Origin of the sequence: Mesorhizobium sp. M1143 (assembly GCF_040318435.1) — a bacterium.
In the GTDB taxonomy this organism is placed as follows: domain Bacteria; phylum Pseudomonadota; class Alphaproteobacteria; order Rhizobiales; family Rhizobiaceae; genus Mesorhizobium.
In genome coordinates, this window is the sequence record NZ_JAMYMJ010000044.1 from 21,578 (window position 1) to 37,306 (window position 15,729).

13 protein-coding genes, 1 tRNA gene and 1 pseudogene are annotated in these 15,729 nt (G+C 63.5%); 11 read left to right on the forward strand and 4 right to left on the reverse strand.

Features of this window, described 5'->3' with window-relative positions; genetic code table 11:
- The 9 genes and pseudogenes from nuoN (at position 1) to NKH35_RS24035 (ending at position 10,530) form a co-directional block, all read left to right on the forward strand.
- Positions 1–1,437, forward strand: coding sequence for an NADH-quinone oxidoreductase subunit NuoN (gene nuoN, locus NKH35_RS23995; protein ID WP_352916649.1), 1,437 nt, complete (start codon positions 1–3; stop codon positions 1,435–1,437).
- A gap of 4 nt (positions 1,438–1,441) precedes the next feature.
- A complete protein-coding gene (locus tag NKH35_RS24000; protein WP_023670806.1) occupies positions 1,442–2,263 on the forward strand; it encodes a biotin--[acetyl-CoA-carboxylase] ligase in 822 nt (273 codons plus the stop codon).
- Between the two features lie 32 nt (positions 2,264–2,295).
- Positions 2,296–4,033, forward strand: a pseudogene (locus tag NKH35_RS24005) (ribonuclease J).
- A gap of 103 nt (positions 4,034–4,136) precedes the next feature.
- Positions 4,137–4,541, forward strand: coding sequence for a methylmalonyl-CoA epimerase (gene mce, locus NKH35_RS24010; protein WP_023805491.1), 405 nt, complete (start codon positions 4,137–4,139; stop codon positions 4,539–4,541).
- Positions 4,538–4,822 carry a DUF1467 family protein gene (locus tag NKH35_RS24015; RefSeq protein ID WP_023823104.1) on the forward strand — a complete coding sequence of 95 codons (285 nt, stop codon included), beginning with the start codon at positions 4,538–4,540 and terminating at the stop codon, positions 4,820–4,822. Before mce ends, NKH35_RS24015 begins: the two co-directional genes overlap by 4 nt.
- A 730-nt stretch (positions 4,823–5,552) precedes the next feature.
- Entirely contained in the window at positions 5,553–6,881 is a 1,329-nt protein-coding gene (proS, locus tag NKH35_RS24020) for a proline--tRNA ligase (RefSeq protein ID WP_023670802.1), read from the forward strand.
- The gene (locus NKH35_RS24025) at positions 6,878–8,209 is read left to right on the forward strand and encodes a lipoprotein-releasing ABC transporter permease subunit (protein WP_023731225.1); all 1,332 of its coding nucleotides are present in this window, start codon (positions 6,878–6,880) and stop codon (positions 8,207–8,209) included. The genes proS and NKH35_RS24025 overlap by 4 nt, the downstream gene beginning before the upstream one ends.
- Positions 8,206–8,889 (forward strand): ABC transporter ATP-binding protein, encoded by a 684-nt coding sequence (locus NKH35_RS24030; protein ID WP_023685211.1) that lies wholly within the window; start codon positions 8,206–8,208, stop codon positions 8,887–8,889. Before NKH35_RS24025 ends, NKH35_RS24030 begins: the two co-directional genes overlap by 4 nt.
- Positions 8,890–9,279: 390 nt before the next feature.
- Entirely contained in the window at positions 9,280–10,530 is a 1,251-nt protein-coding gene (locus NKH35_RS24035; protein WP_352723551.1) for a site-2 protease family protein, read from the forward strand.
- 19 nt (positions 10,531–10,549) lie between these two features.
- Here NKH35_RS24035 and lipB read toward each other — a convergent pair whose 3' ends face one another.
- Positions 10,550–11,293 (reverse strand): lipoyl(octanoyl) transferase LipB, encoded by a 744-nt coding sequence (lipB, locus tag NKH35_RS24040; protein WP_023670798.1) that lies wholly within the window; start codon positions 11,291–11,293, stop codon positions 10,550–10,552.
- Between the two features lie 338 nt (positions 11,294–11,631).
- On the opposite strand from lipB, the gene NKH35_RS24045 reads away from it, so the two are divergent.
- A tRNA-Leu gene (locus NKH35_RS24045) sits at positions 11,632–11,716 on the forward strand.
- A gap of 199 nt (positions 11,717–11,915) precedes the next feature.
- On the opposite strand, the gene NKH35_RS24050 is transcribed toward NKH35_RS24045, so the two are convergent.
- Together NKH35_RS24050 and NKH35_RS24055 are read right to left on the reverse strand one after the other, a co-directional pair.
- Positions 11,916–12,248, reverse strand: a complete 333-nt coding sequence (locus NKH35_RS24050) for a GcrA family cell cycle regulator (RefSeq protein ID WP_081731649.1) — start codon at positions 12,246–12,248, stop codon at positions 11,916–11,918.
- Positions 12,249–12,382: 134 nt separating this feature from the next.
- Positions 12,383–13,462: a sensor histidine kinase gene (locus NKH35_RS24055; protein ID WP_352521996.1), complete on the reverse strand. Its 1,080-nt coding sequence runs from the start codon at positions 13,460–13,462 to the stop codon at positions 12,383–12,385.
- Positions 13,463–13,861: 399 nt separating this feature from the next.
- Between NKH35_RS24055 and NKH35_RS24060 the strand changes: the two genes are divergently transcribed.
- The gene (locus NKH35_RS24060; protein ID WP_352521995.1) at positions 13,862–14,794 is read left to right on the forward strand and encodes a TauD/TfdA dioxygenase family protein; all 933 of its coding nucleotides are present in this window, start codon (positions 13,862–13,864) and stop codon (positions 14,792–14,794) included.
- A gap of 27 nt (positions 14,795–14,821) precedes the next feature.
- Here the strand turns inward: NKH35_RS24060 and sucD are convergent, their stop codons facing one another.
- A complete protein-coding gene (sucD, locus tag NKH35_RS24065; RefSeq protein ID WP_023670795.1) occupies positions 14,822–15,721 on the reverse strand; it encodes a succinate--CoA ligase subunit alpha in 900 nt (299 codons plus the stop codon).
- Positions 15,722–15,729 lie beyond the last annotated feature (8 nt).

Sequence of the window (15,729 nt, forward strand, 5' to 3'; positions counted from 1 at the left end):
ATGACGCCGGACCTTTATTCCAGCCTTTCGCTCTCGACGCCGGAGCTGATCCTCGCCATCGGCGCGCTGGCGCTGTTGATGGTCGGCGCCTATTCGCGCGCCAACACTGCCATTCTGGTGACTGTCCTTGCCGTCGCCGTGCTGGTGATCGCAGGCCTATGGCTGATCTTTCCCACGGGGCAGGGCGCAGCCTATGGCAACGCCTTCATCCAGGATCCGTTCTCCCGCTTCATGAAGGTGCTGTCGCTGATCGGTTCGGCGGTGACGCTGGTGATGTCGATGCGCTTCGCCAGGCAGGAGCATTTCGACAAGTTCGAATACCCGGTGCTGATCCTGTTGTGCACGCTCGGCATGATGCTGATGATCTCGGCCAACGGCATGATCGGGCTCTATCTCGGCCTCGAACTGCAGTCGCTGGCGATTTACGTGCTGGCGGCGATCAATCGCGACAATCTGCGTTCGACCGAGGCCGGTTTGAAGTATTTTGTGCTCGGCGCGCTGTCGTCGGGCATGCTGCTTTACGGAATCAGCCTCATTTACGGCTACACTGGCAATGTCGGCTTCCAGGAAATCGCCTCGGCGCTTGGCAGCGGTGAGCGCCAGCTCGGCCTCGTCGTCGGCCTGGTTTTCGTTTTGGCCGGTCTTGCCTTCAAGATTTCCGCGGTGCCGTTCCACATGTGGACGCCCGATGTCTACGAGGGCGCGCCGACGCCGGTCACCGCCTTCCTGGCGGCTGCCCCCAAAATGGCGGCAATGGCGCTGATCGTGCGCGTCACCATGGGCGCCTTCAAGCCGATCGATTCCGACTGGCAGCAGATCATCGTCTTCATCTCGATCGCCTCGATGGCGCTCGGCTCCTTCGCCGCGATCGGCCAAACCAACATCAAGCGGCTGATGGCGTACTCCTCGATCGGCCATATGGGCTACGCGCTGGTCGGCCTAGCCGCCAACAGCCAGGCCGGCGTGCGCGGCGTCGCCATCTACATGCTGATCTATCTCGTCATGACGCTCGGCACCTTCGCCTTCATCCTCGCCATGCGGCGCAAGGAAGGCAATGTCGAGCAGATCAGCGATCTCGCCGGTCTGTCGTCGACCAACCCGATCATGGCGACGATCCTGACCATCCTGATGTTCTCGCTGGCCGGCATCCCGCCGCTCGCCGGGTTCTGGGGGAAATGGTACGTGTTCCTCGCCGCCATCAACGCCAACCTCTATGCGCTGGCGATCATCGGCGTGCTGGCCTCCGTCGTGGGCGCTTTCTACTATCTGCGTATCATCAAGATCATGTGGTTCGACGAACCGGCCGGTGGCTTCGTGCCGATGGCGGTTGAGCTGCGCCTCGTGCTTGGTGTCTCCGGCGCTTTCGTGCTGTTCTATGTGTTGATCGGCGGTCCGATCGCGACCTACGCCGAAGCCGCCGCCAAGACATTTTTCTGACCGGATGGCATTTCGGCTGGCTCCGACCTCTGAGACGGAAGGGTTCCGGCTCGAGGCCCATGACAGCGTGGGTTCCACCAACACGCTTGCGCTGGACCATGCAAGGGCAGGCGACCCCGGCAAATTGTGGGTCGTTTCCAAGAAGCAGGAAAGCGGCCGTGGCCGCCGCGGCAGGGCCTGGGTATCGCCCGAGGGCAATCTGGCGGCGACATTGCTGGTCATCACCGGCGGTGAGTTGCGTCTGGCGGCGACGCTGGGCTTCGTCGCCGGCCTGTCGCTGGCCGATGCGCTTGACGCCGTGGTGCCGAAGGGCAGGATCGCCATCGGCCTCGACGGCGCCAGCCAGGGGCAGAACCGCTTCGAGCTGAAATGGCCGAACGATGTGCTGGCCTCCGGCGCCAAGCTGGCCGGCATCCTGCTGGAATCGGCCATTCTCGATGGCGGCCGTTTCGCGGTGGCGGTGGGCATCGGCGTCAATGTGGTGGCGCATCCGCCGGATTTGCCGTATCCGGCGACATCGCTTCAGGCACTGGGCGCGACATGCGACGCCGAAACGCTGTTCTTGGCGCTGTCCGATGCCTGGACCGACAATGCCCGGCTGTGGGACGACGGACGCGGGCTCGACGCCATCCGGCGTCGCTGGCTGGCGCGCGCGGCGGGGCTTGGCGGCGAGGTTGCTGTCAGGATTGACGGGAATGTGGTTCGCGGTACCTTCGAGACCATTGACGCGGACTGCCGTTTCGTGATCCGCGATGATGAGGGGTCGGTCGTGACGGTAGCCGCCGGCGACGTGCATTTCGGCGCCGTCGCGTCGGCAAAGATTTAGGGCTGGTCGCAAGGGCCGGGAAGGGAAATTTGATGGCGAAAGCGCAAAACGCCGAACTCGTCTTCGTGCCGCTCGGCGGCGTCGGCGAGATCGGCATGAACTTCGCCCTTTACGGCTATGGGCCGCCTAGCGCGCGCGAGTGGATCGTCGTCGATGTCGGCGTGACCTTTCCCGACGCAGCGCACCCGGGCGTCGACCTGATCCTGCCCGATACGCGCTTCATCGAGGAGAACCTCGCCGGCCTGCGCGGCATCATCATCACCCATGCGCATGAAGACCATTACGGGGCGCTGCTCGACATCTGGCCAAAGCTGAAGGCGCCGGTGTGGATGACACCGTTCAGCGCCGGCCTGCTGGACGCCAAGCGCCAGGGCGAGCAGGGCGCGCCGAAGAAAATTCCGGTGACGATCTACCGGGCAGGCGAGACATTCACCGTCGGCCCGTTCTCGATCGAGGCCATTCCGGTGGCGCACTCCATCCCCGAGCCGATGTCGCTGGCGATCACCTCGCCGGCTGGTACCGTCATCCATACCGGCGACTGGAAGATCGATCCGGAACCGACGATCGGTCCGAAAACCGACGAGGCGCGGTTTCGCGCCTATGGCGACAAGGGCGTGCTGGCGCTGGTCTGCGATTCCACCAATGCGCTGCGCGAAGGCGAATCGCCGTCGGAAGTGGCGGTGGGCGAAGGCCTCAGGGGCGTCATCCAGAGCGCTGTCGGCCGTGTCGCCGTCACCACCTTCTCTTCCAATGTCGGGCGCATCGTCTCGATCGCCAAGGCGGCGCGCGATGCCGGCCGCCAGTGCCTGGTGCTCGGCCGCTCGCTGAAGCGGGTCATCGATGTCGCCGGCGAGCTCGGCTACATGGACGGGCTGCCGGAGTTCATCGCCGAGGAGGATTTCGGCTTCATCCCGCGCGAGAACCTGGTCATCATCTGCACCGGCAGCCAGGGCGAGTCGCTGGCGGCGCTGGCAAAACTTTCGCGCGACGAGATGAAGTCGGTGTCGCTTACGGCCGGCGACACGGTGGTGTTTTCCTCGCGCACCATTCCCGGCAACGAGAAGGCGATCCTCGAGATCAAGAACCGGCTCATCGACCTCGGCATCAAGATCATCGAGGATGGCGACGCGCTTGTGCATGTCTCCGGCCATCCCCGCCGCAGCGAATTGCGCAGGATGTATGAGTGGGTGCGGCCGCAGATCGGCGTTCCCGTGCATGGCGAAGCCGCGCATCTGGTGGCGCAGGGGTCGCTGATGTCGACCTCCGGCATCGGCCAGGTGGCGCAGGTGCGCGACGGCGACATGCTGCGGCTGGCGCCGGGTCCGGCCACGATCATCGACCAGGTGCCGTTCGGCCGCATCTACAAGGACGGCAGGCTGATCGGCACCGACCAGGCGATGGGCATACGCGACCGGCGCAAGCTATCCTTCGCCGGCCATGTCGCGGTCAATGTCGTGCTCGACGACAAATATGAGCTCGCCGGCGATCCCGATCTGGTCGCCATCGGCGTCGCCGAGGCCGATGCCCGTGGCGAAAACATGGAAGATCTGATGCTCGACGCGGCCGTGGGCGCGGGCGCCACCCTCCCCCGCCCCACCCGCCAGGCCCCCCCTCAGGTGGCGGGAGCGGGGGGGCCCCCCCCCGCGCGCCCCCCCCCCCCCCGCTCCGGGTGGGGGGGGGGCGCTGCGGGGGGGGCGCGGGCGGGGGGGCCCCCCCGCCAACGAGGCCTGGGGCAAGAAGCCGCTGGTGACGGTGTTTGTGACGAGGTAGTGGATGGTGAATAGTGAATAGTGAATAGTGAATAGTGAAGGGTCGACGTGCTGCGCTGATCGAGATTGGTATTCACCATTCACCCACTAGCCACGGAGCATCGATGCTCGGACGCCTGAACCATGTAGCGCTTGCCGTGCCGGACCTGGCCGCGGCGATTGCGGCCTATCGCGATACGCTTGGCGCGAAGGTCACCGCGCCGCAAGCGCTGCCCGAGCATGGCGTTACCGTGGTGTTCGTCGATGTCGGCAACACCAAGATCGAACTCCTGGAGCCGCTGGGCGAACGGTCGCCGATCGCGGCCTTTCTGGACAAGAACCCCTCGGGTGGCATGCATCATGTCTGCTACGAGGTCGACGACATCCTTGTCGCGCGCGATCACCTCAAAGCGAGCGGCGCCCGCGTGCTGGGCGACGGCAATCCCAAAACCGGCGCCCACGGCAAGCCGGTGCTGTTCCTGCATCCCAAGGATTTCTTCGGCACGCTGGTCGAACTGGAGCAGGCATGAGCTGGATTTCGTTTGCCGCCCTGTTCTTCATCACCTGGTGGCTGATGCTGTTCATCGTGCTGCCGTTCAGCGTCAAGACGCAGGATGACGACCATGACGTGACGCTGGGCACGGTTGCGAGCGCGCCGCGCGGACCGCATATGCTGCGCGCCGTGATCCGCACCACCATCGTCACGGCTGTCGTCATGGGGGTTTTCTACAGCCTGACGCACGGGCTGGGCTACAGCCTCGACGAAGTCCCGCACATCATCCCCGAAGCCAGCCAGGCACCTGCAAACTAACCACTTTCCCGCCGGCAGATCGGGTGGGGTGTTCGTGCCTGTTTTCGGAGCGCCAAACTCAGGTTTTGTCTCGCCAGCCTGCGATGCACAATCGGCGGCCAGGCATGGCCGACCCGCATTAGAATCACGACTGGGCATCAGGCTGACGCAAGCTCACGTGATTTGGGAACAGGTTGATCTAACCAGATGATCGGGCAAAAAAAATGCAAGGCACAAGGCCTTGCAATTTAAACGCGTTCCGATCTGTTTTCCGGTTTCCGGCGGCAGCGGGTAACCGCGCCTAGATCGCATCCTCCCAAGACTTTGACCGCGTAGGAGAGCAGATTTTTCTCCACCCTCTCGGTTATCGGGGCACACTAGCCTAACCCTGATGAAATTGTCACGCAGAATTTTGCCCGCAATCGGGCAATCTGTGCTGCAGTGCACAATAGTGCGGCAGGCTTTGCTTGCGAAACGAACAACACCGGGGCTGCCGCCTTAATCTGGTCAGGTGTGCCGCGTCGCCCGGACGCGCAAAGCGTGTGTGAGCACTTCGGAGTCAGGTCATCATTTTGTATCAAAAGCATTATCGTTTTCGGTGCGAAGGTCTTTGGAAGAAGAATCGATTTTTGCGATTTCCGGCCGATGCGGCCGGTCGGGTTTCCATTCCGTCACGAAATAGCTATGAAGCCGGGGCAAGCAAGCCAGCCGCGCCGATTCCGGCGCAGCCTCCTCTCTCACGGACCTGTCCATGCGTTTGTCGCAGTTTTTCCTGCCCATCCTGAAAGAAAATCCGCGCGAGGCCGAGATCGTCTCGCACCGGCTGATGCTGCGTGCCGGCATGATCCGCCAGCAGGGGCAGGGCAGCTTTTCCTGGCTGCCGCTGGGCAAGCTGGTGCTGGACAAGGTCTGCCGCATCATCCGCGAGGAGCAGAACCGCGCCGGCGCTTTGGAAATCCTGATGCCGACCATCCAGTCGGCCGATCTGTGGCGCGAAAGCGGCCGCTATGACGATTACGGCAAGGAGATGCTGCGCATCAAGGACCGGCAGGACCGCGACATGCTTTACGGTCCGACCAATGAGGAAGTGGTCACCGAGATCGTGCGCGCCTACGTCAAGTCCTACAAGGACTTGCCGCTAAACCTCTACCACATCCAGTGGAAGTTCCGCGACGAGGTGCGGCCGCGCTTCGGCGTCATGCGCTCGCGCGAATTCCTGATGAAGGATGCCTATTCCTTCGACCTCGATTTCGAGGGCGCGAAGGCCGCCTATAACCGCATGTTCGTATCCTATCTCAGGACGTTCACGCGCATGGGGCTGCAGGCCATTCCGATGCGGGCCGACACCGGGCCGATCGGCGGCGATCTCAGCCATGAATTCATCATCCTGGCCGACACCGGCGAGAGCCAGGTCTATTGCGACCGCGAATATCTGTCGCTCCAGGTGCCCGGCGAGAAAACCGACTTCGGCAATGACGGCGAGATCGCCGACATCGTCAAAACGTGGACGACGCCTTACGCCGCCACCGACGAGATGCATGACGAGGCGGCCTGGGACAAGCTTGGCGAAGCCGACCGGGTCTCGGCACGCGGCATCGAGGTCGGCCACATCTTTCATTTCGGCGACAAATATTCCAAGCCCATGGGCGCCAAGGTGACCGGGCCCGACGGCAAGGATCATTTCGTTTCCGGCGGCTCCTACGGTATCGGTCCGTCGCGGCTGGTGGCAGCGATCATCGAGGCCAGCCATGACGATAACGGCATCATCTGGCCGGAAGCGGTGACGCCGTTCGACATCGGCCTGATCAACATGAAGGCCGGCGACGCCGAGTGCGACCGCGTCTGCGGCGAGCTCTACGCCGCCTTCACCAGCGCCGGCAAGGATGTGCTTTACGACGACACCGACCAGCGGCCGGGCGGCAAGTTCGCCACCGCAGACCTGATCGGCCTGCCCTGGCAGGTGATCGTCGGGCCGCGCGGCGTGGCCGCCGGCGAGATCGAGATCAAGAACCGCCGGACCGGCGAGCGCGAGACGCTGCCGGTCGCGGAGGCCAGGAAACGCTTCGGTGCAACCGCATGAGCGAAGCCGCGGCAGCGAAGTCTTCGGTAGCCCAGTCTCCGGTTGGCAAGTCTCCGGTCGCCAAATCTCCGGTCGCCGGCCCGTTCTCCATGTTCGAACGCATGGTCGCCTGGCGTTATTTGCGGTCGCGCCGCAAGGAGACGGTGATCTCGGTCATCGCCTCGATCTCCTTCCTCGGCATCATGCTAGGCGTCGCCACGCTGATCGTCGTCATGGCTGTCATGAACGGGTTTCGAGCCGAACTTCTGACCCGCATCCTCGGCGTCAACGGCCATCTGATCGTGCAGCCGCTGGATTCGCCGCTTGAGGACTATGCGCAGGTCGCAGCCCGCATCAACGGCGTGGCCGGCGTCAAATACGCGATCCCGCTGATCGACGGCCAGGTGCTGGCGCAAGGCAATGTCGGCGGCGGCATGGGCGCGCTGGTGCGCGGCATACGCGCCGAGGATCTCGGCAAGATCGCCATCGTCGCCAAAAACGTCAAACAAGGCACGCTTGACGGTTTCGACTCCGGCGAGGGCGTCGCCATCGGCAAGCGTATGGCGGAAAATCTCGGCCTTGTGCTTGGCGACACCATCACGCTGATATCGCCGGATGGCGACGTCACGCCGATGGGCACGACGCCGCGGCTGAAGGGCTACAAGGTGGCGGCGATCTTCGAGGTCGGCATGTCGGAATATGACAGCTCCATCGTCTACATGCCGTTTTCCGAAGCGCAGCTCTATTTCAACATGGACGGCAGGGCGCAGACGATCGAGATCTATGTCGACAATCCCGATAATGTCGACGCGCTGAAACCGCTGGTCGATGCGGCGGCGCAACGGCCGATCGACATGGTCGACTGGCGCCAGCGCAACGAGACGTTCTTTTCAGCACTGCAGGTCGAGCGCAACGTCATGTTCATGATCCTGACGCTGATCGTGCTGGTGGCGGCGCTCAACATCATCTCCGGCCTGATCATGCTGGTGAAGGACAAGGGCCACGATATCGCCATCCTGCGCACAATGGGCGCCTCGCGCGGCGCCATCCTGCGCATCTTCCTGATGACGGGCGCTGCGATCGGCGTAACCGGCACGCTCGCCGGCGTGCTGCTCGGGGTGCTCATCTGCACCAACATCGAATCGATCCGCCAGTTCTTCTCCTGGATGACCGGCAAGGTGCTGTTCAATCCGGAACTCTATTTCCTCAGCCAACTGCCGGCAAAGATGGACCCACGCGAGACCACCTACGTCATCCTGATGGCGCTCGGCCTGTCCTTCCTTGCAACCGTGTTTCCGGCATGGCGCGCCGCACGGCTCGATCCGGTCGAGGCCTTGAGATACGAATGAAGTCCGAGATCATTATCGAGCTGAAGAGCGTCGAGCGGCACTATGTCCAGGGGCCGCGCAAGCTCACCATTTTGAACGGCGCCGACTTTTCGCTGAAGCGCGGCGAGATGGTGGCGCTGGTGGCGCCGTCGGGCACCGGCAAGTCGACGCTGCTGCACACGGCGGGCCTGCTCGAGCGCCCCGACGCCGGTGACGTCATTCTGGCCGGCCGCGCCTGCGGACGGCTCTCCGACGACGAACGCACGGCAATCCGCCGCAACGATGTCGGCTTCGTCTATCAGTTCCATCATCTGCTGCCGGAGTTTTCGGCACTGGAAAACATCATGATGCCGCAGCTGATCAAAGGGCTTTCGCGCAAGGAGGCGTCGGAGCGCGCAGCACAGCTGCTCGACTATATGCAGATTGGCAAGCGCGCGTCGCACCGGCCGTCGGAGCTGTCCGGCGGCGAACAGCAGCGCGTCGCCATTGCTCGCGCGGTCGCAAATGCGCCCTTGCTGCTTTTGGCCGACGAGCCGACCGGCAATCTCGACCCGGTCACCGCGTCCTATGTCTTCGAGGCGCTTGGCGCGCTGGTCAAGCAGTCCGGACTTGCCGCGCTGATCGCCACCCACAATCACGAGCTCGCCTCGCGCATGGACCGCCGGGTGACGCTGGCGGACGGCAAGGTCGTTCCGTTGTAGGCCCCAACTGGTGCGTGTCGGCCGATCGCAAAGGCATGCGATGCGCCCTCCGTCAGCACTGCCGTCACCCCGTCAACCTTTCCTTAACCCTGCCCAAACCGGCTGTCAGGATTTGTCGGCATGCCGCTTTCCGCTCATTGACTTTCGAACAAAGTTAGAACAAAATACGAACATAGCAACAACAGGAGAGAGTTATGAGCGATCTTGTTCAGGACGTCGTTTCGTTGGTGTGCATGAGTGCGTTTCTGGTTTCCATGGCCGTCTGGATCGGCGCCATGTGATGCAACTGCTGTTCGCCGTTTAGGCGGGCAGGAGGGCGTTGTGCCGTTAAGCCTTTCTTGCCGCCGTGCCGCTAGGGTGCCCTGCCAAATACAGGGAGCAAAACCTCAGGTGTCGCCGATCGTGACGTCCCTTCTCGTGGCCGGTAATCTCGGATTGATTTTCCTTTTGATGACCGCGCCGCTCGGTTTGCGCACGGTGAGGCTCAGCCGCGTGGTCGCAATGGACCGGCAGCGCCTCTGGCAGGCGCTGTGGCCGCTCGGCAGCGATGCCGGCTGGTCCGGCGAGATACTCTCGGCCCAGCCGCTGGACGGGCAGGGCACGACCCGCATCCTGCTGTCCTGGGAAGGCCGCGACGGCCAGCCGATCGAGCGCGGGTCGCGCTTCGAGGACGTCGTCGAAGGCAGTCGTTTTTCGATGCGGGTCATCGAGGATACCGCGCTCGACGCGTCGTTCTGGAAGGATTTTTACGAGACCACTGAACTCACCTCGGAAGGTGCCGGCACGCGGGTGACGCTCAGCCAGACCGATCGCTATCGCGGCGTCACCTTCCTGGTGTTCCGCTACTTCGCCATGCGCCGCGAGCTCGGCAAGCTGGAGATCTGGGCGAGGACCGGACAGTATCGCAAGGGCGGCTGGTTCGAGCATCCGCTGAGCCAGGTCGGTTTCGCCGTTCTGTCGGCTTTCATCCTTTGGCCGTTCTTCGGGCTCAATCTCGGCGGCCTGGCGCTGGCCGCGATCCTGACCTCGGTGGTTGCCCTGCATGAGCTCGGCCACATGGCGGCCTTTCGGCTAACCGGTCATCGCAAGGCGCGGATGATCTTTATCCCGCTGCTCGGCGGCATCGCCATTGGCGGCCGGCCTTATGACAGCCGCTTCGAGGTCGCCTTCGTGGCGCTGATGGGCGCTGGTTTTTCCGCGTTCCTGGTACCGCTGCTGATCGTCGCCAGCGGGCTCGCATCCGGCGAGGGACATCGGCTCGCCGCGGCCCTTCTGGCGACGCTTGCCGGCTTTGCCGCGCTGTTCAACATCGCCAATCTGGTGCCGGTGTGGAAATTCGACGGCGGTCAGGTGCTGCGCCAGATCTGCCCGGGGCCGGTCGCCCTGGCGCTCGCCTCGTTTTCCCTGCTCTCGGCCTTGCTATGGCTTGGCTGGCTGGCCGGCTTTTCCCAAAGCTTTCTGCTGGTGGCGGGCGCCGTCTTTGCCATCCTCAGCCTGATGACAGTGGGTAGCGGGGTAAAACCGCGCCACGAATTGAAGCCGATCCGCATCTTCGACCGTTTCGCCATGGCCGGCGCGCTGCTGGCCGTCTTCGCCATTCACGGTTTCGGGCTGTTGTGGGCCTCGGCGCGGTTGCTTTGAGCGTTGGTCGAGGCGAGACTCAGCCGGCCTTGCGAGCCGGTTCTGCAGAAGTTGACTCCGCTGCCCCGAAAACATCCTCGAAGGCGGATTTCAGCGCCAGGTCGAAATCGCCCATGGTCACGGGCAGGCCGAGGTCGACGAGGCTGGTGACGCCGTGATCCGGCACGCCGCATGGCACGATGCCGCTGAAATGGCTGAGATCCGGCTCGACATTGACGGCAATGCCATGAAAGCTCACCCAGCGCCGCAGCCGGATGCCGATGGCCGCGATCTTGTCTTCAGCCGGCGAGCCGTCGGGCAGGGACGGGCGCTCGGGCCGCACCACCCAGACTCCGACGCGGTCCTCGCGGCGTTCGCCGCGCACATTGAAGGCGGCAAGCGTGCCGATGATCCACTGCTCGAGCGCGGCGACGAAGGCGCGCACATCCTCGCGCCGGCGCTTCAGGTCAAGCATGACATAGGCAACCCGCTGCCCCGGCCCGTGATAGGTGTATTCGCCGCCTCGCCCCGCGGCAAAGACCGGGAAACGGTCGGGGTCGATCAAGTCCTCGATGCGGGCGCTGGTGCCGGCGGTGTAAAGCGGCGGATGCTCGACCAGCCAGACCATCTCGGCGGCCGCACCCGTGCGGATCGCCTCGGCGCGCGCTTCCATCAGGGCCAGCGCATCGGTGTAGCCGGTCAGGCCGGGCTCGATGCGCCATTCGACCGGCGCCGAACCCGGCAAGGGCAGGAACGACGTGGCGATCTGGCTGCGTTCGGTCATGGCTTTTTCGTTTTTCGCGTGACGCACGCCGGCTTGGCGAAACCGGCTTGCGCTCTGGGGCCAAATGCATTTGCCCTTCATATGGCGGTATCCGGCTGAAACGTCCAGTTCGCCACGCATTTCGGCCTTCGCGCACGACCCCGAAGATAGGAACGATCTTCGGAAAGGATCATGCGCCAAATCAAAGTGCTGCAGCGTCCTTTGCGCGTCCCACAGGACGCGCGGCGCTGTAGAGGCCGATATGCCAATTTGCGGCGATTATTGCGCGCCGCGCCCTTGTTTCGCCGGAAACGATTTGCTACACGCCGCGAGCCGGTTCGTTCCGGCTCCTACCACGGGCGGTCGTGGCGGAATTGGTAGACGCGCAGCGTTGAGGTCGCTGTGGGGCAACCCGTGGAAGTTCGAGTCTTCTCGACCGCACCATAATTTTTCGGCCATTGAAATCATTGCGGCTTCTCAGGCCGTCGACGCCAAATCATCGCCTTTGGCGCTTGAACCGGCCGCAGCAGAGTTGCAACAAGAGGTCGCAGAGCCGCACGCGAACGCCATTTGGCTCGCACCGGCCAGCCTCCTGCACCGAGTCCCCGGCTTTGACGGTGGCGGGGCAGGGGATGTGGGTGACCTAAGCGGCGCGTCGTTGCGGGAAATGGAGACCCGGACGGGCTCGACGAGGGTCAACGGCCGTCACGACGGTGTGGTGGTGATCGCAGTAGACGCGATCCGGCGACGTCGGCCCGGCACAAAACCGGTAACCTCCGGGTACCGAGCGGTCTTCGCTCACCGGGAAGCGGCACTGGTTGAGGCCTAGCTGAATGAGGGGGACGTCTCTCGACGCTGGTCGGATATTTTCACGCATGATGGTTTTCAGTTCCTGGTTCATAGCCCTTGCCGGCTGACGACCGCGATGCGACCCGTCGGAGCGAGCTTCTCTCGTTTTGGAGGCTGTGGACCACATATGGTGCTGATCGCACCGTCAAAGAAGCCCGGCGCCCCGCTTCTGAAGCCAAATCGTTTGCGACTTAAGGCCACACCCGCGAGCGCCCGAAGCACCTGTCCGGCCGGGATTTGCCGGCGCGTCGTTGCATAGCCTCAGTCCGTCGCCGCCGATCGCTTGAAGACGATGGTGACCCTGGTTCCCTCGCCGGCACTCGACTTGACGTCGAATTGCGCCTTGGCATTTTCGGTCAGCGACCGCGCGATCAGGGAGCCGAGCTTGCCGGGCTTGGGCCAGGTCTCACCCGTCGGCAGACCGATCCCATCATCGGCGACAGTCACCCGGCAACCATCGCCGCTGACGACGCTGTGCAGCGTGATCGTGCCGCCCTCGCGCCCGACGAATGCATGTTTGAGAGCGTTGGTCAGCAACTCATTGACGACCAGGCCTGTCGGCATGGCAACGTTGATGGATACCGGATAGGTATCCACCTTAAGGTCGAGGCGGATACCTTCGACTGCGTGCGACGCCATGACGGCGGACGCGATCTGGCTAAGATACACACCAAGATCCACCTCATCCTTCTGCTGGTCAGCCGACAAGGTCTGGTAAAGGATTGCCAATGCGTCTACCCGGCCGGCAAGCCTTTCGAAACGCTTCTGGTCCGGTTCGGTGGCGTTGCGGGTTTCCATCCGGATCAAAGCGGTGATCATCTGCAGATTGTTTTTCACCCGGTGCTGCAGTTCGCGCAACAGGGTGTCCTTCTCCCGGATTAGCTCTTCCGCGGGTCGCGCGTCCTCGGTCTCACCGTGTGCCGTGACATCGACAAGCGCCACCAGCCGGAAGCAGAGCTTGCCGTTGTCGTCCTCGATCACGTTGGAATAAACGTCGACGATTGCCGGCTTGTCCTCGCCGCGCTCAAGACGAAATGTGCCGACGAAATCGGTGTCTTCAACAACAGCCTCGGCGAGCGGCCTGTCCTTCTGCCGATGAAGCCCCCTGCCGGAAAGGGCCGCCCAGTTTTCCCGCGCAAGCTTCGGCGCCTTGAGGTCCGAGAGCTTCTCGAATTCGGGATTGGCGTAGACGACACGCTCCTTCGCGATCAATTCCGAGACGGCGATCGCGATCGGCATCTGGTCGAGAAATTTCTTGAACTGGTCGCTTTCCAGCGCGGTGGCGAGGTCAGGCGTATCGAGCAATTGCTCGACAGCGTCAGCCTTATCGGAGTCTGTCATCTCGGCGCCTGCGTGATGCGTGGAAGCCATCAATATCAGGCATGCAATTCACCCGCCATCTCCAATATCGAAGGGATACGACAGCGTCACTACTGGTGCGGGCCGCGTCGCGCAGGGCTCCACCGCCTGCTGCTCACGAGCGAATTGGACAGAAGGCATTTTTCTCAGGGCCGCCGAACTTTGAAAAGAAATGTCTATGGAATTTGTAGAATTACGCTTTGAATGGGATCTCGGTACTGCTCGCCGGCCTTGGCGGCCTTCGCCTCCTGAGTTGAGATCAGTGCTCTCGTTACCAAGCAAGTCGGCTCCCGATGAGGGAGTTGCTCCGCCGATCGCTGTGCGGCCGGCAGACGGCGGAGCATTGCCAGCAGCCCCGCGGCTTTAGAGGAAGAGGTTCCCATGACCAGACTTACCCCCGTAGAGCAGATCATCCCGGATGCCGATATTGTCCCGCTTACCGGACGCGTCGGCGCAGAGATCAGGAACATTCGGCTCTCCGGCGACCTGCCGCAGCACACGGTCGCGGCGATCAACCAGATCCTGTTGCGGCACAAGGTGGTGTTCTTCCGCGACCAGGCGCATCTCGACGATGCCGGGCAGGAGCGCTTTGCCCAGCGTCTCGGCGACCTCGTCCCGCATCCGACGCAAGGTCCCGTCAAGGGAACGGCGTCCATTCTCGAACTCGATTCCAGCCGTGGCGGCGGTCGCGCCGACCAATGGCATACCGATGTCACCTTCGTCGACGCCTATCCGAAATTCTCCGTTCTTCGCGGCGTCGTCATACCGCCGGCCGGCGGCGACACCATCTGGTCGAACACCGCGGCCGCCTATCAGGACCTGCCCGAGCCGTTGAAGCTGCTGGCCGACAATCTCTGGGCGGTGCACAGCAACGCCTACGATTACGCCGCGGTGCGGCCGCGTGCGAGTGCTGCGGAAAAGAAGCACTTCGAGGAAATCTTCACCTCGACGATCTACGAGACCGAGCATCCCGTTGTCCGCGTCCATCCCGAAACAGGCGAGCGCTCGCTGCTGCTCGGCAATTTCGTGCAACGGCTGATCGGTCTTTCCAAAAGCGATTCGGCGAAGCTCTACGAGGTGTTCCAGTCCTATGTCACGGCGCCGGAGAACACCGTGCGCTGGCGCTGGAAGGCCGGCGATGTGGCGATCTGGGATAACCGCGCGACGCAGCACTACGCCGTCAACGATTACGGCGACCAGCACCGGGTGGTCCGTCGCGCCACGGTCGACGGCGACATTCCGGTCAGCGTCGACGGCCGCCGCAGCGCCACCCGCACCAAGGTCGCGAAGCCGGCAGCCGACAAGGCGGCATGAGGCGCGGTCGAACGCGAAGGCCGCTGTTCAGGCGGCCTTCTTCATACGTGACAGCGTATCGGCGACCACCTCACCAAACGAGGACGGCGTCGGCACGATGATCACACCGGCCTCCTTCAGGATTTCGACCTTTTCCTGCGCCGACTCGCCGAAGGCCGAGATGATGGCGCCGGCGTGGCCCATGCGGCGGCCTTTGGGGGCGGAGAGGCCGGCGATGTAGGCGATCAGCGGCTTCCTCATGTTGTCGCGCGCCCAGATGGCCGCTTCGGCTTCCTGCGGTCCGCCGATCTCGCCGATCATCACCACCGCGTCGGTGTCGTCATCCTGTTCGAACAGTTTCAGCATGTCCTTGAAGGACGAGCCGTTGATCGGGTCGCCGCCAATGCCGACGCTGGTCGAGACGCCGATGCCGAGCGACTTCATCTGCGACGCCGCCTCGTAGCCCAGGGTTCCCGAGCGGCCGACAATGCCGACGCGGCCAGGCAGATAGATGCTGCCGGGCATGATGCCCATCAGCGCCTGTCCGGGCGTGATGACGCCGGCGCAGTTCGGCCCGATCAGCCGCATGCGGTCCTCGTAGCGGTAGCGCAGCATGTAGCGCTTGACCTGCATCATGTCCTGCGACGGGATGCCGTCGGTGATGCAGACGCAGAGTTTTATGCCGGCGTCGGCCGCTTCCATGATCGAATCGGCGGCAAAAGGCGGCGGCACGAAGACGATGCTGGCCTCCGCGCGGGTCTCGCGCACCGCGCCCTTGACCGTGTTGAAGACGGGCAGGCCAAGATGCTTCTGGCCGCCTTTGCCGGGCGTAACGCCGCCGACCAGCTTGGTGCCGTAGCGCTTCATGTCCTCGGCATGGAAGCTGCCGATCTTGCCGGTGAACCCCTGGACGATGACGCGGGTGCTGCGGTTGAGCAGGATTGCCATTTTCTCGA